The organism is Blautia faecicola, assembly GCF_004123145.1.
Classification (GTDB): domain Bacteria; phylum Bacillota; class Clostridia; order Lachnospirales; family Lachnospiraceae; genus Oliverpabstia; species Oliverpabstia faecicola.
Genome location: NZ_SDKC01000001.1, coordinates 3,014,668 through 3,039,250, shown reverse-complemented (window position 1 = coordinate 3,039,250; position 24,583 = coordinate 3,014,668). Strand labels below are relative to the sequence as shown.

Below are 24,583 nucleotides of genomic sequence, written 5' to 3'. Positions count from 1 at the left end.
ATGGTATAATATATAAACATGACGAAACAACATTTAAACAATATGTCAAAATCACCAGAAACAACAAGGAAAAGTGAAGAGTATTGTGCGAAATGTTCACGATAGTGGGGTGACAAACTATATAATGTCGTGAGCGAAACAAAAGATTCCGTAGTTATTATGACGAAACACAATATTAAGAAAAATTGTGAAGGAATGTAGATTTTCGTTCGTGTTCATACGGTAGGCGCCAGCAGAGTTTTTCTGAAAAAAGTAGTATGGGCAGAAGGAAAATTTATATAGAGACAACGGAAGATTGACGAATATGATGTTGTCTGAGTTATTTTCAAGACCTAAAGGGAGGGAAAGAGATGAAAAGAAAAATAGTTGCAGTTTTAACAGCAGCTACGCTTGCAGTTGGTATGTTAGCCGGCTGTGGCGGTGGCGGAAGTGATTCCAGTTCCGGCGGATCTAAGGATTCCAGTGGAACAACTTCTACAGATGACGGTTCAGGCGGAAGCGGAACAGCAGCATCTGAAGGTATTACTACAGAAGTAGGAACTCCTCGTTCCGAGACACTGATCGTTGAGTGTCAGTCCCCAACAGATGTACCTGGTCAGTTCAACAGCTACATGAAAGGTACCCAGATGGGATTCGGTATTCATCAGCTGATGAGTGCTCATCTGTGGGAAATGGATACCGCAAAGGGTGAACAGTGGGGCGAGATTGCTGATGGCATGCCTGAGTCCAATGATGATTTTACCGAGTGGACAGTAAAAGTTCGTCAGGGTATCAAATGGTCCGATGGTGAAGATGTAACAGCGGATGACGTTGTCTTCACTTTCAATATGATTAAAGAAAATGACGAAATCGGTGCCAGTGCAGCAACAAACCTGTACATTGATTCCGTAGAAAAAGTAGATGATTACACAGTTCTGTTTAAGATGAAAGAACCATTCCCGCGTTTCGTACAGAGATATGGTATCACTGTATGGGGAACTGATTACCGTATCGTTCCGGAACATATTTATTCAAAACAGTCCGACGTTACTACATTCAAGGATGAAGATCCTGTAGTAGCAGGCCCGTATACCGTAAAAGATTACGATTCACTGGGTGACTGGGTACTGTATGAACTGCGTGATGACTGGCAGGACAGCACACTTGGTGTTGCAGGATCCACTCAGTATGACTACGCAGAAGGAGCTACACCTCCGAAATACGTATGGTTCCGTACATTCGCAGACTCTACCACAAAACAGATGGCTATGATCAACAACGAAGTTGACCTGCTGTGTGAAGTAACACTGGAAGAGTTTGAAACCATGAAAGCTTCTAACGACAATATCAACTGCTGGTACAACGATTTCCCATATGCAAACCCAGACGATCCGGGTGCAAAAGGACTTACATTCTCACACGGTCAGGGCGCACCGTTTGACAATCCAGACTTCCGCTGGGGTATCTGTTTAGCACTTAATATTGATGAGATTTCCATGAACACGTTCTCTGGAGCAGGACGTGCGGCTCCGATCCCGTTAATGAACAATACACAGTTCCTGCAGGAAACCTACACAATCCCAATGCAGGATTGGCTGGAAAACTTCGAACTGGATCTTGGCGATGGAACAACCTTCAAACCTTATGATACCGGTTATGCAAAACGTATGGCTGATTCTCTGGGCATCGAAGGAACAGATGAAGAACTGATTACCATGTTTGGTGCAGGCTGGTGGAAACATGATGAAGAAGCAGCTACAAAACTGCTTGAAAAAGCCGGTCTGGAAAAAGTAAACGGTGTATGGAATTATGAAGGCAAACCTTTCACCTTTGAGATGAGCTATCTGGCAGATACTGAGTTCCAGGAAGCACGTGGTGTACAGGCAGCTTACAACCAGCTGACAAAATTCGGTTTCCAGTGTACAATTGCTTCTAAATCTTCTGCAACATGGGATGTAGATGGCGGACAGGGTAACTTCCAGATTGCTGGTTACTGGCCATCCGGCGGTATCCTGAAAGACTTCTACTCTGCAATCAGCGGATTTGACGGTGATCTGATCAAACCTGTAGGCGAAACCGGTTCAGGTCAGGGACTTCGTTGGAATAACGAAAAAGTTACAGAGATACTTCATGAACTTGCTAATACTGATCCGGAAAGTGATAGATCTTACGAACTGCATACTGAATTCCTTAAGGAATGTGTAACAGATATGCCGGAAATCAACTTCCTCTCTGGTACAAAATTCGTTCCGACCAACTCAACTTACTGGGAAGGTTATCCGAATGCGGACAACCCGTACAATGGTCCATGGTGGTGGTGGAGCTGCTTCAAATACATGCTTCCAAACATCACTCCTACACAGGCTTAATCCTTTAAGTCTTTAGGAACAGTAATAAAATGATGAAAACAGCAAAAACTGACAGAGTTATTTGCTGAAATATCAGAAGGGACGGAGTTGTAAGAAAAACTTACGAGCCGTCCCTTTTGTGTAGAAATAGTAGTAAAGGAGTGCTGTGTATGAAATTTAAAAAATTCTTTCTGCAGCGAGTGCTTGCCTGGGCGCTGACTATCCTGATCGGTGTTACCTTTATCTTCTTCATTCCACGTATGTTTCCGTCAGATCCTGTTGAAAACATGATCGCACAGATTCAGTCACGTTCCGGTAACATGGATCCAGCTGAGATGGATGCCCTCCGTAGCAGCCTGCGTGTGCAGTTTGGACTTGATGGCTCGCTGCTGCAACAGTATGGATATTTCCTGTGGCATGGTCTGCTGCATTTTGACTTTGGTCCGTCACTGATGAGTTATCCGGAACCGGTAGGAAAGATCATTGGACGATATCTGCCATATACGTTGATGCTCTGTCTGACATCCACGTTTATTGCGTGGATCGTAGGTAACCTGATCGGTCTTCTGGCAGGATTTCGGAAAAATAAAACTTCATCCAAGATTCTGGAAGCAATTGCAATTTTTATCTACCCGATTCCTTACTTCCTGGTAGCGTTGATCTTACAGATTGTATTTGCATTTATATTAAAATGGTTCCCGTTGCAGGCAGTTATCAATACTAAAGGTGGATTTGGTCCTTGGATCGCTTCTGTGGTCAAGGCTTCTATCCTTCCGGGAATCTCACTGCTGTTACTTGGTACCGGATGGTGGATCATCTCCATGAAATCTCTGGCGAGTACCACAGCAGAAGAAGATTATGTACGTTATGCCCGTTTCCGTGGACTTTCCGAGTTCACCATTGGCAAGAACTATGTAATGCGTAACTCCATTCTGACCCAGATCACAGCACTGGCAATGAGCCTTGGTGGTGTCTTCGGTGGTTCCATCATGACCGAGATTATTTTCGGATACCCTGGAGTTGGTTCTCTGATTCAGGCCGCGATCCTGCAGTCGGATTATAATATGATCCTTGGTTGTATTACAATTTCCATCGTAGCGATTGCTTCAGCAACTTTAATTGTGGACCTGATCTATCCGTTCATCGATCCGCGAATCCGGTACGGCTGATAAGAGGGAGGGACAGACATGAAGAAATTTTGGAAAACAGCCAATTTTCGTTTAAAAGCAGGCTTGATTTCTACTTGCTTTTTCCTGATTATTGGATTCGTAGTATATTTTATCCCACATACAAATCCGTTTACCTATAATACATACCCGAATAATCTGGGAGTTTCTGCTGAACATTGGCTTGGAACCACCAGTATGGGACAGGATATTGTATGGCTGCTGATTGAAGCCATTCACAATTCTCTGATGATTGGTCTGATCGTAGCTACTATTGGTACTGTTGTGGGTGTTCTGGTTGGTCTGCTTGCAGGTTTTGCAGGCGGCGCATTGGACAGAGTGCTGATGATTATCACGGATACTTTCGTAGTAATCCCGTCTCTGCCGATTCTGATCATGATGACTTCCCTGATGAAAGGAAGCTCTACTGTAATTGTTATGGCACTTGTTCTTGCGATGTTCGCCTGGGCATGGCCAAGCCGTCAGATCCGTTCCATGGCTCTGACAATCAAGGAGCGTGACTTTATTCACACAGCACGTTTCTCCGGTGAAAGTACCTTACAGATCGTTGTAACGGAGATTCTCCCGTTCGCACTGTCCTGGTCACTTTCCAACTTTATGAATGCAACACTGAGTGCAATTGGTTCAGAATCCAGTTTGGCCGTTCTGGGTCTGTCACCGGGAAACCTGGTTTCTCTTGGTAACATGATTCAGTGGGCAAGAGGATACAATGCAGTCCTTGCTAAGAGATGGCTCTGGATCGGTTCTCCGATTGTTGCAACCGTTATCTTATTTGTTGGCCTGTTCATGTTGATTACAGGTTACAACGATTATCAGGCTAAGAAGAGAGGCAGGTGATAGGTATGCTGAAAATCGAGAATTTGTCAACGTCTTATAAGACAATAGACGGTGATGTACACGTACTCAAGGACATTAACTTTGAGATTAAAGACAATGAGATCTTCGGCATCGCAGGCGAGTCCGGATGTGGTAAAACCACCCTGCTGAACACTCTTTATGATATTGTTGACTATCCGTTGGTGATCGATCAGGGGCGTGTTGTTCTGGAAGGTGAAAAAGACGGAAAGAAATATTCATTCGAATCTGGAAAGATTCGTGACACCTGGTGGAACAATATCGCATATGTGCCACAGGCTGCACAGAGTGTTCTGAACCCGATCGTTCGTCTGAAAACACAGTTTCTGGATTCTATTCCAAAGGACCAGAAAAAGAATGAAAAACCGGAGGAAACTCTGGCAAGAGTTGCTGATTATCTGAAAGAACTGAATCTTTCCCCGGATGTTCTGGAGTCATTTCCATTCCAGCTGTCCGGTGGTATGAGACAGCGTGCGATCATTGCACTGGCAACCTTTATGTCTCCGGGTGTTGTTCTGGCCGATGAGCCGACAACCGCTCTGGACGTAGTTGTACAGAAGGGTATTCTTATGATGCTGATGCGTCTGCAGAAACAGTTAAAGAATACAATGATCATTGTAAGTCATGATATGGGTGTTCATTATCAGATCACAGACCGTATGGCGATCATGTATTCCGGTAGTATTGCAGAGCTCGGTAAGACAGAAGATATCTTCAATGATCCGATCCATCCATATACAAAGATGTTGGTAGATGCTCTTCCGCGTGTAGGTGAGGATGTACAGCGAGTTGGTATCGCAGGACGTCCGCCGGCACTGAAGAATCCGCCGCCAGGATGTCGTTTTGCACCTCGTTGTCCGCATGCTACGGATCGGTGCCGCAGTGAAGTCCCGAAATTCCGGGAAATAAGACCGGGTCGTTTCGCTGCGTGTCACTTATTAGAAGAGGAGGTGAAGACGAATGGCTGATAAATTATTGGAAGTAAAAGGCGTCAGCAAGATTTTCCGTGTAGGTGGTATGCTGCGTGGTAAAAAGCTGGTGGCTGTAGATAATGTTTCTTTATCTATCGATGATGATAAACCGGTAATCCTGTCTATCGTAGGAGAGTCCGGTTGCGGTAAATCTACTTTATGTAAGATGATTCTTCGTCTTCATAACCCGGATATGGGTGACATCGTTCTGGATGGAAAATCTTATGCAGATAAAAAAAGCTATGATCCAAAACAGTTCAAACTGGATGTACAGCCGATCTTTCAGAATCCATACGAATCTTTCTCCGCAAGAAAGACCGTAGATACTTACCTGTATAACACTGCTCTTCGTCTTGGCATCGCAAAGAACAGAGCAGAAGCAGATAAAGTTGTTGATGAAGCATTAAAGAGTGTTGGTATGTCTCTGGCAGTCGTAAAAGGAAAATATGCGACTCAGTTCTCAGGTGGAGAGCTGCAGCGTGTATCCATCGCGAGAGCCCTGATTACCCGTCCGAAACTGATCATCGCAGATGAGCCTGTTGCGGCAATCGATGCATCTATGAAGATGAACATCGTAAACCTCTTTAAAGAGCTGCGTGACAAATATAAAATCTCATTTATTTATATTACTCATGACCTGTCGACTGCATATTATGTATCCGATTATATCGCAACCCTGTATCGTGGCTGCCTGATCGAATACGGACCGGCAAAACAGATCATGGACAATCCGGCACATCCTTACACCGAACTTCTGATGAGTTCCGTACCTCGTGTCGGAGACAAATGGGAGAAAGAGATTGCCATGCCGGATATGGAAGGAAAAGAATATGCAGTGGAATACTGTAAGTTCGCTCCTCGTTGTCCGTACGCAACCGATGAATGTCGTCAGAAACGCCCGGATGCAACAGATATGGGCAATGGCCGTATGGTACTTTGCTGTCACCCTCTGTGCCAGCAGACAAAGGAAGCATAAGATAAGCTTGTAAAACATAAAAAGGCTGCCGCCTTCGGAACTTGTGAGAGTTCCGGGGGCGGCAGCCTTTTGCTTTGTGGGAAATCTTTCCTGTAAAGTAAAAAACGCTCCGCGAGGATGCACCAAGGCACATTCTTTGTTTAGGGCTGTTTTAGTTTTAGCAACAATTAATCATGGAAAAGCCTTTTTCAGACACGTTCTAGGAAATTGATAATAAAAACTCCCGAGGATTCCGATGTTTGGGGAATCCCCGGGAGTTTTGTGCTTTCAGATTATTTCAAAGAGTTCGAATATTCCGAAGATTAGAACAGACCTGTGATCTTTCCGGTCTCGTCTACATCGATCTTCTCAGCAGCCGGTACTTTCGGCAGTCCAGGCATGGTCATGATCTCGCCGGTCAGAGCTACGATGAAGCCGGCACCTGCGGAAACTTTCAGGTTTCTTACAGTTACTTCAAAGTCTGTCGGTGCGCCCAGTTTTGTCTGATCATCGGTCAGGCTGTACTGTGTCTTGGCTACACAGATCGGGCAGTTGCCGAAGCCAAGTGCCTCTAACTGTTTTGCCTGTTTCTGAGCGTTGGCTGTCAGAACGACACGTTTTCCACCGTATACTTTCTGTACAATCTGGTTCAGTTTGTCTTCGATGGAACCTTCCAGTTCGTAGGAGTATGTGAAGTCGTTTGGTTCTTCTACCAGACGGATCACTTCTTCTGCCAGTTTCAGGCCGCCTTCGCCACCTTTTGCCCATACTTCAGACAGAGCAACGTTAACGCCCAGCTCTTTACATTTTTCTTCAACCAGATCCAGCTCTGCTTTGGTATCGGTCGGGAATGCATTGATGGCAACTACGCATGGCAGTTTGTATACATTCTTGATGTTGCTTACATGTTTTAACAGGTTTGGCATACCTTTTTCCAGAGCTTCCAGGTTTTCTGCGTTCAGCTCGGCTTTCGGAACACCGCCGTTGTATTTCAGGGCACGTACAGTTGCTACGATAACTACTGCATCCGGTTTCAGTCCTGCCATACGGCACTTGATATCCAGGAACTTCTCAGCGCCCAGGTCTGCACCGAATCCGGCTTCTGTGATTGCATAGTCAGCCAGTTTCAGAGCCATCTTGGTTGCGGTTACGGAGTTACATCCGTGTGCGATGTTGGCGAATGGTCCGCCGTGTACGATAGCCGGTACACCTTCCAGTGTCTGTACCAAGTTTGGTTTCAGGGCATCTTTCAACAGAGCGGTCATGGCACCTTCTGCATGCAGGTCGTGTGCGGTTACCGGCTTCTGTTCTGCCACTTTACCGTATGTATATCCAATGATGATACGTCCCAGACGTTCCTTCAGGTCGTTGATATCGCTTGCCAGACACAGAACTGCCATGATCTCAGATGCTACTGTGATATCGTAGCCGTCTTCTCTCGGCATACCGTTGGTTTTTCCGCCAAGTCCGTCTACTACATTACGCAGCTGACGGTCGTTCATGTCAACACAGCGTTTCCATGTGATCTTTCTCGGGTCGATGTTCAGAGCATTGCCCTGGAAGATATGGTTATCGATCATAGCGGCCAGCAGGTTGTTGGCTGCACCGATGGCATGGAAGTCACCGGTAAAGTGCAGGTTGATATCTTCCATCGGAACTACCTGTGCATATCCGCCGCCGGCTGCTCCACCTTTTACACCGAAAACCGGTCCTAAGGATGGCTCTCTTAAAGCAACCATAACGTTCTTACCCATTCTCTGCATACCGTCTGCCAGGCCTACAGTTGTTGTAGTCTTTCCTTCACCGGCCGGTGTCGGGTTGATAGCGGTAACCAGAATCAGTTTACCATCTTTTTTGTCAGATTCTTTCAGCAGATTGTAGTCGATCTTTGCTTTGTACTTTCCGTACTGTTCCAGATATTTGTCATCAATACCTGCTTTTGCTGCGATCTCGGTGATCGGTTTCATTTCGCATTCCTGTGCGATTTCAATGTCTGTTTTGTATCCCATAGTGATTTCTCCTTTCTTCTGACCGGACGTCGTCCCCCGCGAAACAGGACAAATTCAGCGAACGTATCTCATGTGCTTTTCGAAAGCTTCCGGAATCACCCAGTGTGTACTTCGGTGAATGATCCTGAAAAATAAAAAACGCAGCAAATGTATTTCGTTCTACATTGCTGCCCAGACGGTCGGCCAATATGGATTCTGGTTTCCAGTGGTTCCTCCACATATCCGTCAGTCGCCAGAATCTTCTTTTTCAGACTTCTTTTAAAGAATAGCATAAATTAGCAAAAAAGTCAAGAATTACAAAGAAAAAATCCCATTCTTTTGGCGGATTTCACGAGAAGCTTCGCGCTACAGTGGAGCATGTGCTGATTTGCTGCGTAAGAAAGATTTTTACTTGATATTTACGGGAGAGAAAGTTATACTGGAAAGGCAGAATTCATTATCATGGAATGAGTCTGCAAAAAGAAAAGGGAACAGAAAACCAATAAAATAGGAAGAAAGCCGGTGAGAAAGATGGAACAGATGATCAGGGAGGAGATCTTTTCCGGATTTTGCAGAACCTGTAATCAGGCGCAGATGGTGACCTGTGAATTTGAACAGAAGGGTGACCGTCTGGAACTGACCGAGGTGGATTGCAGATACCGAAAATGTATTCACAAAGCAAGCTGCGAGATTGCAAAGCAGATCCGGCAGATGGAACAGGAGTATAGGGAGGAGTAGAAGGGAAAACATGTTGGTAAGAAACAGAAAAACACAAACATACCTTGCATTGTTGCTTTTCTTTTTTGCATTGCTGATGCCTCTGCAAAGTTATGCGGCGCAGAACAGTCAGCAGCAGATCAGTACACGGGCAGTCAAAACAGGGTGGGTCCAGACTGGAGAAAAATGGAAGTATGTGAATACGGATGGAAGCTATCCGAAAAACACATGGAAATACCTCTACAGCACCTGGTACTATTTTGGTGAAGACGGCTGGATGGTGACCGGCTGGAAAGAAATTAATGAGGAAACATATTATCTGAGACCGAGCGGAGCCATGGTAGTCGGCTGGGTGAAACTGGAAGGAAAATACTATTATTTCAATCCGTCCGGTGTATTACAGAAAAACGGCTGGGTGGATAACGACAAATATTATGTAGATGAGAATGGTGTCTGGATTGAGGATAAGACAAAAGATGAGGATACTGAGTCGGACAAGGCGGAATGGTTACAGTTTGGCAAACGCTGGAAGTTCCGGGAGGCGGATGGCAGCTATGCGAAAGGTGGCTGGAAAAACTTCGGCGGCAGCTGGTATTACTTTGATGCGAACGGCTGGATGGCAGTTGGCTGGTTGGAGACTTCCGGCAACTGGTACTATCTGGATCCGAAAGTGGGAAATATGCAGCGTGGCTGGAAAAAGATCAATGACAGCTGGTATTATCTGAACCCGGGAAGCGGTGAACTGGTAACCGGATGGAACGTGATCGGCGGTTTCTGGTATTATCTGGATCCGGGAAGCGGCGAGATGGCAGAAGGCTGGACGCAGATTAAGAATGAATGGTACTATCTGAAACCGGACAGCGGCGTCATGCTGGAAAACTGGCAGAAGATTGACGGTGCGTGGTACTACCTGAATCCGGGAAGCGGCACCCGTGCACAGGGCTGGAAGAAGATCGGAAGCACCTGGTACTATCTGGATGTAACCAACGGACAGCGTCAGAAAGGCTGGACAAAGGTCAATAATGCCTGGTATTATCTGAATGATAACGGTATCATGGCGGAAGGCTGGATGCAGCAGGATACGCACTGGTATTATCTGAAACCGGGTAACGGATCCATGGCAATTGGCTGGCAGAACATCGGAGGTACCTGGTACTATCTGGACGGTGCAGGAGTTATGGTAACCGGTTGGCATTATATCGGAAATCACTGGTATTATATGACCGGAAGCGGAGCCATGGCAACGAACTGGCTGAAGCTGAACAACAACTGGTACTACGTTGGCAGTAACGGAGCGATGGTAACCGGCTGGCAGGATATCGCAGATAAGCGGTATTATTTTTATGACAGCGGAGTCATGGCTGCAAGTACAAAGATCGATGGCATTGAGATTGATGCGGACGGTGTGGCACAGATCGTAAGCGGACCGCTCGGAAGTCTGACAAGACTGCTGAGGACAGCGATGCTGCCGGTTGGTAACACCTTATATGTATGGGGCGGTGGTCATGACCTGTATATTGGCGGTGATTCCCTGCGAATCGGTGTGAACCCGCAGTGGAAGAAATTCTATGATCGGCATGGAAGTAACTATGATTTTTCAAAATACAGATATTCCTATGGAAACGGACTGGATTGCTCCGGATTTATCGGATGGACAATCTACAATACATATAATACAAAGGCAAATCAGTCTGCATATGTGACGACATCTACCAAATTCCCAAGTCACCTGGCAGAAAAAGGATTGGGAACTTATAAAACAGTGTCTGGTGGAACCTTTACACCAGGCGATGTGGTAGCTATCGATGGTCATGTATGGATGGTTATCGGTATGTGCTCAGATGGAAGCGTGGTGATTGTGCATGCGACACCTCCGGTGATTCAGATCAGCGGTACAGTAACGCCATCAGGAAGTAACAACAGTGAGGCGGTACAGCTGGCACAGGCGTATATGAAAAAATATTTTTCAGATGCGGCGAACAAATTCAACCTGTGTATCGCATCAAGTGCATATCTCAACAATGTGAAGCGGTTCCAGTGGTATTCCAACAAACTGACGGATCCGGACGGACTGCGGAACCTGTCGGCAGAACAGGTACTGGCAAAGATCATTGGACCAAAATAGAAAAACGAAAGAAAAAAAACATCATCTTTGACAGGATGGTGTTTTTTTCTAATTTACGCGAAAAAACGGGTCAGGATCCACGTTTTGGGAGCACTTTCGAATAGGTACTTGCGTCAGAAACCATTTTGTGGTAGTATATTAAGGAATGTAAAGAGAATGTTTCGGAAATATTACAGATTTGTATACACATAATACAAAACAGTAAAAAGGAGAATTGTATGAAGAAAAGATTCCTTTGTTTAACATTAGGATTACTGCTGACAGTTTCACAGGTTGCTCCTGTTGGAGCTGCAACCAGAAAAGAGCAGCTGAAACAGGATAAGGCAGCAGCACAGAGTCAGCTTGCGGCACAGGAGTCAAAGATTGACAGTCTGGAAAACCAGAAACAGACACTTTCCGCTGAAATCAATCAGCTGGATTCTGATCTGGTTAATATTATGGTAGAGATTGAGATTCTGGATGGAGAATTATCCGATAAAGAAGCACAGATCGAACAGACAAAAGCGGATCTGGAAGTGGCAGAGGCAAATAAACAGAAACAGTATGAAGCCATGAAAAAGAGAATCCAGTATCTGTACGAAAAAGGCGGAGACGATGCGTGGGCACAGATGCTGTCCCAGGCAACAGATTTTACCAGCCTTCTGAATCAGGCAGAGTATGTACAGCAGATGTACGACAGTGACAGAAACAGCCTGGAGGAATACAAAGAGACGGTACAGCAGGTAACAGATCTTGGAAATCAGTTAGACAGCGAAAAAGCAGAACTGGAAGAGATGAATCAGGAGTACCAGAACCGCCAGGCAAGCATGCAGGAACAGCTGGAACAGAAAAAAGCAACTTCCAGTGATTATGATGCACAGATTGCACAGGCGCAGGATCAGGCAGCTCAGTATACCGAACTGATCCGTCAGCAGAATGCAGAGATCCAGAAGATCGAGGAAGAAGAGAAGAAAGCCGCTGAAGAGGCAGCAAGAAAAGCAGCTGAGGAAGCAGCTAAGAAGGCAGCCGCTGAAGAAGCTGCCAAGAAAGCGCAGGAAGAGGCAAACAAAAAGGCAGCAGAAGCAGCAAGCAAGAAACCTTCTACAACGAGTACAACAACAAGTTCCAATAAAACAACAGGAAACAGTTCCAGCTCAACATCCAAGGGAAATGGAAGCTCATCCGGTAGCAGTTCAGGGAGTTCCAGCAGCTCAAGTTCCAACGTATCCTACAACCCGACCGGACAGTCTGTTGTCAATTACGCATGCCAGTTCGTTGGTAACCCGTATGTATGGGGTGGTACAAGCCTGACAAACGGAGCTGACTGTTCCGGATTTATTATGAGTGTATACGCAAAATTTGGTGTATCCCTTCCACATTCTTCCGCTGCAATGGCAGGTTGTGGTCGTGGCGTTTCCTACTCTGAGGCAATGCCTGGTGACATCATCTGCTACGCAGGACATGTGGCAATCTACATGGGCGGTGGACAGATCGTACATGCAAGTAACGCAAGAGACGGTATCAAGATCAGCGGAAACGCAGCATACAGACCGATTGTTGCAGTTCGTCGTGTACTGTAATTTACATCGGCAGCTGCAAAAGTTAAGCTTGCGTTAGAATTACATAGTAAAGTTACGGAGCCATATCTGAAAAGGTATGGCTCTTTTTTACGCGAACAATGAGCCAAAGTCCGTGCTTGCACGAGACCTTGGCGACTGCCGCGATCATGAGCAGTGAGCAAAAGTATTTAAAGGTACGGGATTTGGATGAATGCCGTGATAACGAATGAAGATATAAATGAAGATACATCTAAAAAAACAGTAGAAAAATCGAAGAAAAAGGAGCATAATTAAAAACTGTCGGAAAGAACAGAACTATGCTACAGGAGGAAAGACGTGAGCGAAACAATACATATAAATAACGATATTTTCCGCAGGAAACTGATACGTCTGGTATTGCCGATCGCCTTTCAGCAGTTTATGCTGGCGATTGTCAGTGCATCAGATGCGTTGATGCTTGGAAAAGTAGAACAGGAATCACTGGCTGCGGTATCACTGGCAGGGCAGGTCACTTTTGTACAGAATCTGTTTCTCGGTGCGATGACGATTGGAACCAGCATGTTTGCGGCACAGTACTGGGGAAAAGGAGACAGGCGGTCGGTAGAAAAAGTATTTGCCTATGTACTGAAAGTTACAGCAATCGTCTCCGCACTGTTTTTTGTGGCGGGGCTGACGATCCCGGAACTGCTGATGAAAATATTTACCAATGAGCCGGTACTGATAGAGAGAGGTGCACAGTATCTACGAGTGGTTGCGCTGTCTTACCTGCTGTCCGGTATTTCCCAGATTTACCTGTGTGTGTTGAAGAACAGTGAGAAAGCGGTGAAAGCCACAACGATAAGTTCCGTAGTTGTGGTTTTGAATGTGCTGCTGAATGCACTTCTGATCTTCGGTCTGTGCGGGCTGCCGCGGATGGAGATCGCGGGAGCGGCGCTAGCGACCGTGCTGGCAAAAGTGGTGGAACTGGCATGGTGCATCGCGGAGTCTCTGCGAAAAGACGGTATCCGGTTCCGGCTGTCCCTTGCGTTGAAAGGAGATCCGCTGCTTCGGAAGGATTTCTGGAAGTACACCGCACCGGCGATGGGCAATCAGATCATCTGGGGATGCGGCTATACGATGTATTCCGTGATCATGGGACATATGGGAACGGATGCGGTAGCGGCGAACTCGATTGCCAATGTCGTCAAGAGTCTGATGGCGTGCTTCTGCGGCGGACTGGGAAGCGGCGGAGGTATCCTGATCGGAAACGAATTGGGTGCAGGGAAGCTGGAGCGGGCGAAAGCCTACGGGGACCGTCTGTGCAGATGTGCCGTCTGGATCGGCGTGATCTCGGGAGGCGTGCTTCTGGCGCTTATTCCGTTGATTTTAAAGGTTACGGATCTGACCCCGCAGGCACATCACTATCTGAAATGGATGCTTCTGATGTGCACCTACTATCTGGTAGGAAAAGCGATCACAGCAACGAATATTGGCGGTATCTTTTGTGCAGGAGGGGATTCCAGATTCGGACTGATCTGTGATACAATAACGATGTGGTGTGTAACGGTTCCGATCGGTCTGGTCAGTGCGTTTGTGCTGAAACTGCCGGTACTGGCGGTGTTTATGCTGATCAACATTGACGAGATCATCAAGCTGCCGGCTGTATTTGCCAATTATAAAAAATACAGATGGGTGAAGGACCTGACGCGGAAGGAAGCGTAAACACGGAAGGATGTACGGATGCGAAATCAACGGAAAGGTACATCGTGGGGAAAAGGAGAAGGTACAATGGAAAACAAAGAGCAAAAGTAGAAGAAATCAAGAAAAAGATGCACAGCGAGCAGATCTTAAAAGAACTGTTTGCGGAGATCGGGGATAACACGGTAGTCGGTGCGGGCAGCGTAGTGACGAAAGATCTGCCGGCAAATGTGGTAGCCGTCAGCAATCCGTGCCGGGTTCTGCGTGAGATCAACGAGCACGACCGGGAGTATTATTTTAAAGATCATAAGATCCCGGAAGAACTGTTAAAATAAGCGGGTGACACAGGAAGAGACTGGAAAAACCTTCGAATGGATGGAAAAGAAAGAGGTCCGATTCGGAGGTTTTTCTGTTATTTGCACTGCGTTTGTCCACGCAGAAGGCAGATGAAAAATGAGAAAGTTTCTCAACAGAGCAAAAATACTGAGAAAATATCTGTAATAAAAAATTAAGAATTGACACAGAAAAGGAAAAAGTATATACTATCGAAAGTTAGAAAGAACTAATACGAGGTTAATAGATGAAACTGAAAAAAGCACTATTGGTCTGCCTGCTTCCGGCGTTTGTTATCGGTGGATGCGGGAAGACAACAACAGATGAGACGGAAAATACAACAAAACAGGAATCCGCAGTAGAGGAAACGGTGCAGGATGAGCAAGAAACCGGGGATACAGGGACGGAATCGGAAGCATCCGGCGAAGATGCGGACAAGGAAACAGAAGCGTCCAAAGATCTTTTTGCCATGGATACCTACATGACGCTGACGGCGTATGGGGAACATGCACAGGAGGCGGTTGACAAGGCAGCAGAGCGGGTGGAAGCACTCGATGCACTTCTTTCTACCGGAAATGAGAACAGCGAGATCTATCAGCTGAACCAGAATGGTGAGGCGACGCTTTCCGAAGAAGGCGGATACCTGGTGGAGCGGGCACTGGAGCTGTACAAAAAGACAGAGGGTGCTTTTGATATTGCGATTTATCCGGTGATGCAGGCGTGGGGATTTCCAACGCAGGACTATCATGTGCCGGATGACGATACACTGAAGGAGAAGCTGGCACTTGCCGATGCATCCAAAGTGAATTACGACAAAGATACAAGAAAAATTTTTTTTGATCAGGATGGCATGGAGATCGATCTCGGCGGGATTGCGAAAGGATATACTTCTTCCCAGATCATGCAGATTTACCAGGACTGCGGTGTGACGAGCGGTCTGGTAAACCTCGGTGGAAATGTACAGGCGCTTGGATGTAAGACCGACGGCAGCAAATGGAGAGTAGCGATCCAGAGTCCGGACGATACCGAAGAGTATCTGGGTATTCTGGAGATTGAAGATCAGGCGGTGATCACTTCCGGCGGATACGAGCGTTATTTTGAGGAAGACGGTGTAACCTATCATCACATCATTGATCCGGCAACCGGATATCCGGCAGACAGCGGTCTGATCTCCGTAACGATCGTCAGCGATGACGGAACCCTTGCGGACGGGCTTTCCACTTCCCTGTTTATCATGGGAGAGGAAAAAGCGGCGCAGTTCTGGAGAGAAAACAGTGATGAATTTGAGGCGATTATGGAGACATCGGATGGCGAACTGTATGTGACCGAAGGAATCGCAGACAGCCTGACGACGGATATGGATGTGACTGTGATCGAAAAATAAGAGGAAACAGAAGCAAAAGAAGGAGAGAAAACAGATGGACATCAGGGAAGTCATAGAAAAATGCAAACCGTTTGCCCCGGTTCTTTCCGCTGCGGTTGTGGCGGCATGTGTGGCAGGATCTTTATATGGATATAAGGTGCCGGTTTATGAGATGAATGCGTCTGTGGAGGAGACACAGGAGCAGCAGGATGAAGTACCGGTGGTAAAGACCAGCACAGAAGATGCGGAGGATGAGACGGCAGAAGACGAGGAACAGGCAAAAGGTTCCTTTGATCTGGAAGATGGTGTCTATCAGGGAACCGGAACCGGATATCGTGGAGATATCACGGTAGCGGTTAAGATCAAAGACAAACAGATCGCGTCCATCGAGATTTTAAGTGCTTCTGATGATGAACCGTTTTTCGGACGGGCGAAAGGTCTGATCGATCAGATTATCAAAAAACAGAGCACGAAGGTAGATACCGTGTCCGGTGCGACCTACAGCTCCAAAGGAATCATCAGTGCGGTGAAAAATGCACTGACCGGAGAAAAAGACAGCGGTACGACAGGCTCTTCACAGGAAGGAACTTCCGGAAACCAGAATACGACACCGGAAGTAGTGGGAAGTGTGCAGGAACCGTCATCCTATAAAGACGGAACCTATTACGGAACCGGAAGCGGATTCGCAGGGAACCTGAAAGTAGAAGTTGTGATCAGCGGTGGAAAGATCAGCAGCATCCAGATCGTGGAGACGAATGATGGAAGCGAATATATCCAGAAAGCTTCCGGTGTGATCAGCCAGATTCTGAATGCACAGAGTACGAACAACATTGACACGGTATCCGGAGCAACGTTCAGTTCCAACGGAATCATCAAGGCGGTGCGGAATGCACTGAGCCAGGCAGCAGCGACGGAGAGCACAGCTGCGGAAAACGGTGGAACCTCTGACGGAAGCGACACGGAAAAGAAAGACGATACTACAACAACGGTTACAGGGACACTCCCGTATAATGAGGGCGTCTATTATGGAACCGCGGAAGGATACAACGGGGATATCACGGTTGCTATCGTGATCCAGGAGAACACGCTCAAGGCAGTTCTTGTCATCGGAGAAGAAGACGATGATACCTTCTTCAACCGTGCGATGGATGTGGTAACACAGATGATGAAGAAACAGAGCACGGAAGTGGATACGGTATCGGGTGCTACCTACAGTTCGAAAGGTCTGATCCAGGCGGTAAAAAATGCGCTGGAAGAGGCAAGACGTGTCACCAACGGAGAAACGGATGATGATAACAATGTAGTACAGCTGAATACCGAAGAAGTGGAAAAGGCAATTGATGCGGTCAACGAAATGAATGGCAGCGATTACACTTCTGCAAGCTGGGCGGTGGTAAAGGTTCGTCTGAAAGATGCCAGAAAGGCACTGAAGAATGCAACCGAGCAGACGCAGCTGGATGAAGCGGCAGCAGAGCTGAATCAGGCAGTGAAAGAACTGCGAATCTCGGATGGCAGCAATGAGGCTCCGGAACCGGATGTGCCGGAAAGTACATATATCGATGGTGAGTATCCGGTAACCGTGCTTTGTTTGCCGGATGAAGATATGGATTTTGTAGCCTATAACCTGTTCGCTACGGTGGCGATCCGGGATGATGAGATTGTGGGAATTACAAATATATATGGAGACGGAGGATCCGATAACGACAGTTACATCCGAAGAGCAATCAACGGAACATCCAGCAAGGCGGGTGTGGTAGATCAGATTATCAAAAAAGGCAATCTGGATGGCATCGATACAGTATCCAGAGCGACTTGTACGTCCCAGGCGATTATCGATGCATGCCAGCAGGCGTTAAATAATGCAAAACGGTAATAAGAAACAAAAAGGAAAGAGAACAGACGATGGGAGAATTTTGGACCAGAGCGATCAGTTTAGTGGCAGTCATTGTCTGCCTGACCGGATATAATACGGTACTTGACAAACGGGAACAGGCAGAGGAAAAACTCAAAGAGCAGCAGGCAGAGCTGGAACAGGAACAGTCCGGCAATGCGGCAGAGGAAGCCACAGAGGTCGCTTATAAAGACGGAACCTATACCGGAGAAGCGCAGGGATTTGGCGGACCGGTGGATGTGGAAGTTATCATTGAAAACGGAAAAATTTCTGAGATTAACATAACATCGGCGGAAAAAGAAGATGGTGCATATCTTTCCATGGCGGAAGATATCATTCCGAAGATCATAGAAGCGCAGAGTGCAGATGTGGATACGATCAGTGGTGCGACATTCAGTTCGACCGGTATCAAAGAGGCGGTAACACAGGCACTTGAAGAAGCAGCAAACTAGGGAGGCAATCATGGATATACATAATCTTACAGCAAAAGACAGGAAAAAACTGCATACCTGGCTGCGGGCGCTGATCCAGCTTCTTTATTTTCTGTTTATCCCATCGGTTTATACTGCGGCATTTGCAGGGGTAAAATACATTTTCACGCAGATCGGTGCAGGGGAAAAGATTGCCATGACGTCGTTTGTGACGGTGCTTCTGGTAATCTGTCTCTATACAATGGTATTTGGCAGATTCTTCTGCGGATTTGCCTGTGCCTTCGGCGCGTTTGGAGATGCACTGCATGCCCTGTATACAAAGGCGTGCAAAAAAATGAAAAAGAAACCGGTGAAGATCCCGGAAAAGGCAGTCGGGATTTTAAGTTATATGAAATATTTGGTACTGTTGCTGATTGTTCTTTTGTGCTATGCTGGTGTATATGGAAAAGCGCAGGGAACCAGCCCGTGGGATGTATTTTCCATGATCCATGCAGGCAATTTCCGTCTGGGAGGCTATGTGATCGGTCTTGTGATCCTGCTTCTTCTGATGGTGGGCATGTGTGTACAGGAAAGATTTTTCTGCCGGTTCTTCTGCCCGATGGGAGCAGTATTTTCCCTGCTTCCGGTACTGCCGTTTTTCTCCCTTCACAGAACGAGAGAAAATTGTAGAAAAGGATGTAAAGCATGTACGAAGATCTGCCCGTCTCAGATCGGACTTCCGTCGGATGGTTCCTGGGCGGTCAGCGGTGACTGCTTCCAGTGTCAGAAGTGTATCGACATCTGTCCACAGAAGCACATTCACTGTGGAATCAGAAAACTCAAAGGAAATGAGTTCTGGTTTACGATTCTGCGTGCACTGATCCTGCTTGGCATCTGCCTGTGGCTGGGGCTGTAACATCTGCGCTTTTTCAAAAATGACAGATAAGGAGCAGATATGAAAAAAAGAGATATCCTGCTGGCAGGAGGAATCGTGCTGGTGGCTCTGGTGATGCTTCTGGTGATGCATGTGACCGGAGAGACGAAAGGGGATCAGGTACAGGTTACCGTGAACGGGGAAATCTATGGAACCTATCCGCTGGAGAAAGACCAGACGATTGAAGTTACCGAAGGAGAATTTCACAACGTGATCCGCATCGAGGACGGACAGGCGTATATGGAAGAAGCGGACTGCCCGGACGGCTACTGCAAAGAGCAGGGCAGAATCAGCGGTCAGAAACAGACGATCGTATGTCTGCCCCATAAACTGGTGGTGGAAGTGATCCGTCAGAAAGATACGGACAGCAAGGCAGTGGATGACGATCTGGTGCCGGATACGATTGCAAAGTGAGACAGTGATGAGAAAAGATACTCCGAAAGGGAACGAGACGATGAAAAAACAGGGGCAGCAGAAAAAAGAATACAAGGAACGCGGTTCTGCAAGCATCAGCCGGAGAGTATCGAGCGGTGCGATGCTGGTGGCACTGGCGATGATCTTCAGCTATGTGGAAAGCCTGATCCCGATCAACCTCGGGGTACCGGGGATCAAATTAGGTGTTGCCAATCTGGTGACGGTTACCGGGCTGTATATCCTGGCACCGATGGAAGTATTTGTGGTAGTGATCCTCCGGGTGCTTCTGGTGGGATTTATGTTTGGAAACGGCATGTCGATCCTGTACAGTCTGGCGGGCGGCATCTTAAGTTTTCTGGTGATGCTGCTGTTGAAGCGAATCAAAGGATTTTCCATGATCGGCGTGAGCATTGCCGGAGGCGTGTCCCATAACATCGGACAGATCGCCGTGGCGATGTGTGTGCTGGAAAATACGAAGCTGGTGTATTACCTGCCGGTGCTGATGATCGCGGGAACGATCACAGGTATCCTGATTGGTGTGGTGAGCCAGAAAATCCTCCCGGCAGTCAGCCAGGGCGCGGGAGCGGAAAGAAAGAACGGATAACCAGGCGGAATGTATCTGACAGGTACTTCTCTCGGAAAGGGATGGGAGAGGGGCAGCTGTCAGGTACATTCCTGAGAAAAAGGCAGAAGTGTCTATTTTTTTTGATTATAGGTTAGCTGCAACTAATGATAAATATTCTCAACTAAATGAAAATACAGATGGCTAACTTGATAATAAGCTACTATAACGTTTTATGGTAAAAAGGAGGAGTTTATGAACAACAAAAGAGTCAAGACCAAAGCAATGGCGATGGCGGTAGCCGCAGCAATGGCAGTCGATCTCTGCCCGGTAACAGCATTTGCAGTAACAGGCAGCAAGGTGGCAGAAGACGGAACGTATATGGCGACAGGACATGTTACTCAGACAGAGGATGATGATCCGGAAGACTGGAGAGAATATGATGTTACCGTAAGCCTTACCGTAAAAGACGGAAAATTCGAGGACATCAAGGTAACACCTGGTGATACTTATGATTCCAATGTCAATAAAACATATCTGAGCAAAGCTTATGATAAAGCAAACGGAAAAGGAATCAAGGTAAAATTGGTAGGTCAGGATGCAACTGAAGATACCATCGCAGGCTGGGATACCGTAAGTGGAGCTACCCGTACTTCCGCAGCGATCAAACAGGCAGCTCTGGCAGCTATCCAGTCCGCACCGGAAAAAACAGCAGCAGTAGAGATTGACACTACCGCACTGGAAGCAGCAATTGCCGCAGCAGAAGGAAAAACGGAAGCAGATTATACCGCAGACTCCTGGTCAGCAATGCAGGAAAAACTGACAGCAGCAAAAGCAGCTCTGACCGCAAAAATTTCTCAGGAAGAAGTAACAAAAGCAGCTACGGAACTGAACGCAGCTGTAGAAGCACTTGTAAAAGCAGAGACAAAAGAAGAATATAAATATGTTTACGCAGCACTGAGCTATCAGGAATACTGGAGCGCAGAGGGCGTACAGGCAGCAGGAAGCGGCGCATCTTCCGATACAAAAGATACCCATGGCGAGTATGACAAAGGTGCTTTTGATGCCGTTACCCGTGCGACCACAAACCACGGACTGCACAGAGGAAACTTCCAGCAGGATGTAACGATCTATGATACCGAAGGCAATGCCTATGAGATGTCCTACTGGGATGGAAAAGATAAGATCGTGCTGACAGACGGAACCTCTATCGGATTCAGCAGAGGAACGATCACACTGCCAAGCGGCGAAACCAAGACGATGGCAACCTACGAGATCAAGGGTATCAAATATGTACCGGTACAGGTTGCAGCAGAAGATTACGATGCGTTCAAAGCAAAATATACCGTAGTAGAAAACGGAGAAACCCTTGCAGGCGGATACAGTGAAGGTGTATTGAGCAGCTATTCAGGACTGGTAGCAGAAGTAGATGCGAATACCAATGGTCTGAAAAAAGCGACAAAGAATGCTGACGGAACTTTCAGTTTTGGAAAACGTCAGACAGGAACCGGATCCGGTATCCAGGGTGTGGCACTGCAGAGCACAAACCTTACACCGGTGGTACAGGAGACCAGCAGCTATGGTGACTTCATCCGTATGGATGTCAAAGAAAATTACGGAGAAGTAGGAGCCAAGATGCAGACGGTCGTTTGGACTTACTACGGAGATGGAGATACCCCGCTGGCAACTTATGGAACCAAATTTGCAGCTGATAACTGGATGCACAAATCCATGGGAATTCAGCTTGCTCTGACAGATTCCATGCGTTGTAACCTGCCGGCAGGAAAAGACGGAACCGGAAAATGGACAGTGACAATCTATGCTTTAGGTTATGCGGATACTACTATGACGATCAACGTAACCGCAGATGATATCCATGCAGCAACACCGGTCAGCGATACGAGCAAACTGGAAGCAGCAGTTGCAAAAGCGGAAGCACTGAACAAAGAAGAGTATACCGAAGACAGCTGGAGCTCTCTGGAGACAGAACTGAAAGAAGCAAAAGCTGATCTCACAGCAGCAGCGAAGGGAACGACCAGCCAGGAGAGTGTGGATGAATCTACCAGCCATCTGAACGCAGCAATAGAAGCACTGGTGAAAGTTCAGAAAGAGACGTATGTTCTGATGAATATTCCATACGATCAGTTCTACAAAGCAGATGTAAATAATGATGTAAAAGTAGATGCATTTACCTCTGCAACCAAGAACAAAGTAAGAACCGGTTCTCTTGCAGGCGGATCTTACCATGTGGATGCAAGTGGTGATGAGATCACCGGTGTAACCTTCCCGGTAAAAGTTCCGGCAGGTACAGATCTGAGCAAAAATACACAGATCACCGATGATTCAAAAGTAAGCATCACAGTTACCAACAGAGGACAGGAAAGCACAACGGATTATACAGGAAAAGACGCCCTGTTTGAGAGCGCAAGCTATTCCTACTATACACTGAGTGAGAAACCATCTTACTACAAAGAGCTGACCGTAAATGAAGATGGAACCTTCTCCTTCGGAGCAACCCAGGGAACGGCTACTGCCATCACAGAAGGTGTGGCAGCGGAACTGCTGACAAAGTCCAGATATGGCGATTATCAGCTGAATCTGGATGGTCTGACTGATACCATTCCGTCAGGAACAGCAATCTATGGTGTCATCGTAAGCACAAAAGAAGGCAGCGATTATGGTATGCGTCATCTGGAAAATATCTGGAGAGTTTCCGAACTGGCATGGGCTACCGGATTTACCTCAGCAGTACATAACTGCCCGACATCATCTGAACATTACAAAGCAATGATGGGACAGCATATCAACAAAGTGACTTATTACACAGCTAAAGGTATCTATGAGATCCCGGTAGGTGGCGATGAAGGTCTGTATGTACCTGTAAAATTCGATACCAGTGCAGTTGCTGTAGCAGATGCGGAACTGAAAGACGGAGAAACAAGTGTGGCAACCACAATTTCCGGTCTGACTCTCCCGGAAGGATTTGACGCAGAATACACGGTAGATGGTGCTACTGCAATCGTAAAAGGTGAAAAACTGATCCTGAAAGATGTGAAAAAAGGAGCATACACACTGACCATTACCGATAAGAGCGGAAAATACGCACCGATCAGCGTTGGATTTGAAGTATATGCAGAAACAATTCCTGCATCCTACAACGAAAATGCGGAAAAACCTGGTCTGACAAAAGCAGCAGGTTCTACAGATGCAGAATTTGCAGATTACATCAAAAATATTACTTCCGTATCTGTAAATGGAAAATCTTATGCAGCAAGCGGACGTGGTGCAGTGAAACTGTTTAATGATGACGGAACACTGATCACAGATGCAGCACCATTTGCAGAGGGTGACAGCTTCGAGATCGTAGTAAGCGCAACCGGATACAAAGATCTGAGCTTTACTTATAAGAAAGCATCCAGCGACGATCCGACACAGGAAGTAAATACCGCTTCTCTGGAAAAAGCAATCCAGACCGCAGAAGCACTGAAAGAAGCAGACTACACAGCAGACAGCTGGAAAGTTCTGCAGACAGCACTGAAGAATGCGAAGAGCGCACTGGAAGCAAAGAAAGACCAGACAAGCGTAGATAATGCAGCAGCTTCCCTGAACAAAGCCATCGAAGCTCTGGTGAAAGCGGACGGAACCACACCGACTCCAACTCCGACTACCACACCTGCATCATCCAAGAACAACACAACAACTTCCGGAACCGGTAATAAGACAACTTCTTCAGGAAGCACAAGCACCAGCAAAACAGCCAAGACCGGGGACCCGACCAACATCTTTGAGATGCTTGGACTGGCTGTTGCCTCTCTGGGAACTGGCGGATTTGCGCTGAAGAGAAGAAAAAGAAATAAAGAGTAATAGATAACGGGACGTAAGAACCGGAGGAATAGACGGGTATTGCACATGAGTTTATGTGCAGTCCCCGTTTTTTCTTGCATTGCATATCAATAATTGGTCCGGTGGACTAATTTTGATTTGGCGAGGGGACGAAACGGATTCCGGAAGCATGGGGAGGCAACCGCTGGTAACGCACAGCTGAGCTAAGTCCTAAGAAGAACTATCATGCCAGTTCGCGGAGAGCCGCTCACTGTCAAGTTCTTCTAAGGACTGGATCTCATCTGTGCTAAAAGCACCAGCAAAAGGCTGCCTCCCCATGCCTCCGGAATCCGTTTCTGGGTGGTTGGTAGAAACACTAAAATTGAGGAAGTAAAGACGTTTTTATGAAGATTAAATCTTGCAAAGATGGAAGGAGTCTGTTACAATGATAAAAATTTATAGTATCCGTGAGTATTTGGGGACGGATAAAAATATCTAATTCACATATCGGAAA

Annotated in this window: 17 protein-coding genes, 1 pseudogene and 1 riboswitch; of the genes and pseudogenes, 17 read left to right on the top strand and 1 reads right to left on the bottom strand. The window is 46.8% G+C overall.

Features of this window, described 5'->3' with window-relative positions:
• Positions 1-350 precede the first annotated feature (350 nt).
• The 5 genes from ETP43_RS13715 (at position 351) to ETP43_RS13695 (ending at position 6,316) form a co-directional block, all read left to right on the top strand.
• Entirely contained in the window at positions 351-2,348 is a 1,998-nt protein-coding gene (locus ETP43_RS13715; RefSeq protein WP_129258679.1) for an ABC transporter substrate-binding protein, read from the top strand.
• 149 nt (positions 2,349-2,497) lie between these two features.
• A complete protein-coding gene (locus ETP43_RS13710; RefSeq protein ID WP_117525012.1) occupies positions 2,498-3,496 on the top strand; it encodes an ABC transporter permease in 999 nt (332 codons plus the stop codon).
• An 18-nt stretch (positions 3,497-3,514) separates the two neighbouring features.
• A complete protein-coding gene (locus tag ETP43_RS13705) occupies positions 3,515-4,351 on the top strand; it encodes an ABC transporter permease (RefSeq protein ID WP_022172706.1) in 837 nt (278 codons plus the stop codon).
• Between the two features lie 5 nt (positions 4,352-4,356).
• Positions 4,357-5,337 (top strand): ABC transporter ATP-binding protein, encoded by a 981-nt coding sequence (locus tag ETP43_RS13700; RefSeq protein WP_022172705.1) that lies wholly within the window; start codon positions 4,357-4,359, stop codon positions 5,335-5,337.
• Positions 5,330-6,316 (top strand): ABC transporter ATP-binding protein, encoded by a 987-nt coding sequence (locus ETP43_RS13695; RefSeq protein ID WP_129258677.1) that lies wholly within the window; start codon positions 5,330-5,332, stop codon positions 6,314-6,316. Before ETP43_RS13700 ends, ETP43_RS13695 begins: the two co-directional genes overlap by 8 nt.
• 302 nt (positions 6,317-6,618) lie before the next feature.
• On the opposite strand, the gene ETP43_RS13690 is transcribed toward ETP43_RS13695, so the two are convergent.
• Positions 6,619-8,304 (bottom strand): formate--tetrahydrofolate ligase, encoded by a 1,686-nt coding sequence (locus ETP43_RS13690; protein WP_129258675.1) that lies wholly within the window; start codon positions 8,302-8,304, stop codon positions 6,619-6,621.
• Positions 8,305-8,466: 162 nt separating this feature from the next.
• Positions 8,467-8,547, bottom strand: a riboswitch (ZMP/ZTP riboswitch).
• Positions 8,548-8,805: 258 nt separating this feature from the next.
• On the opposite strand from ETP43_RS13690, the gene ETP43_RS13685 reads away from it, so the two are divergent.
• The 12 genes and pseudogenes from ETP43_RS13685 (at position 8,806) to ETP43_RS17380 (ending at position 24,111) form a co-directional block, all read left to right on the top strand.
• Complete coding sequence (locus tag ETP43_RS13685; RefSeq protein ID WP_330546542.1) at positions 8,806-9,021, top strand: hypothetical protein; 216 nt, start codon at positions 8,806-8,808, stop codon at positions 9,019-9,021.
• A gap of 10 nt (positions 9,022-9,031) precedes the next feature.
• Positions 9,032-11,125 (top strand): N-acetylmuramoyl-L-alanine amidase family protein, encoded by a 2,094-nt coding sequence (locus tag ETP43_RS13680; RefSeq protein ID WP_129258673.1) that lies wholly within the window; start codon positions 9,032-9,034, stop codon positions 11,123-11,125.
• Between the two features lie 218 nt (positions 11,126-11,343).
• On the top strand, positions 11,344-12,684 hold the full coding sequence (locus tag ETP43_RS13675; protein ID WP_129258671.1) for a C40 family peptidase: 1,341 nt from the start codon (positions 11,344-11,346) through the stop codon (positions 12,682-12,684).
• A gap of 315 nt (positions 12,685-12,999) precedes the next feature.
• Positions 13,000-14,364, top strand: coding sequence for an MATE family efflux transporter (locus ETP43_RS13670; RefSeq protein WP_243114297.1), 1,365 nt, complete (start codon positions 13,000-13,002; stop codon positions 14,362-14,364).
• A gap of 146 nt (positions 14,365-14,510) precedes the next feature.
• Positions 14,511-14,675 (top strand): annotated as a pseudogene (locus tag ETP43_RS18595) (sugar O-acetyltransferase); the annotation flags it as partial.
• 245 nt (positions 14,676-14,920) lie between these two features.
• Positions 14,921-16,057 carry an FAD:protein FMN transferase gene (locus tag ETP43_RS13660; RefSeq protein WP_129258669.1) on the top strand — a complete coding sequence of 379 codons (1,137 nt, stop codon included), beginning with the start codon at positions 14,921-14,923 and terminating at the stop codon, positions 16,055-16,057.
• A gap of 34 nt (positions 16,058-16,091) precedes the next feature.
• A complete protein-coding gene (locus ETP43_RS13655; RefSeq protein ID WP_129258667.1) occupies positions 16,092-17,909 on the top strand; it encodes an FMN-binding protein in 1,818 nt (605 codons plus the stop codon).
• Positions 17,910-17,938: 29 nt separating this feature from the next.
• Positions 17,939-18,379, top strand: a complete 441-nt coding sequence (locus ETP43_RS13650; RefSeq protein WP_129258665.1) for an FMN-binding protein — start codon at positions 17,939-17,941, stop codon at positions 18,377-18,379.
• A gap of 10 nt (positions 18,380-18,389) precedes the next feature.
• Positions 18,390-19,253, top strand: coding sequence for a 4Fe-4S binding protein (locus ETP43_RS13645; protein ID WP_129258663.1), 864 nt, complete (start codon positions 18,390-18,392; stop codon positions 19,251-19,253).
• Positions 19,254-19,292: 39 nt separating this feature from the next.
• A complete protein-coding gene (locus ETP43_RS13640; protein ID WP_129258661.1) occupies positions 19,293-19,685 on the top strand; it encodes a NusG domain II-containing protein in 393 nt (130 codons plus the stop codon).
• Positions 19,686-19,725: 40 nt separating this feature from the next.
• Positions 19,726-20,289 carry a Gx transporter family protein gene (locus ETP43_RS13635; protein ID WP_129259622.1) on the top strand — a complete coding sequence of 188 codons (564 nt, stop codon included), beginning with the start codon at positions 19,726-19,728 and terminating at the stop codon, positions 20,287-20,289.
• A gap of 213 nt (positions 20,290-20,502) precedes the next feature.
• Positions 20,503-24,111, top strand: coding sequence for a penicillin-binding Tp47 domain A-containing protein (locus ETP43_RS17380; RefSeq protein ID WP_129258659.1), 3,609 nt, complete (start codon positions 20,503-20,505; stop codon positions 24,109-24,111).
• Positions 24,112-24,583: the final 472 nt, after the last annotated feature.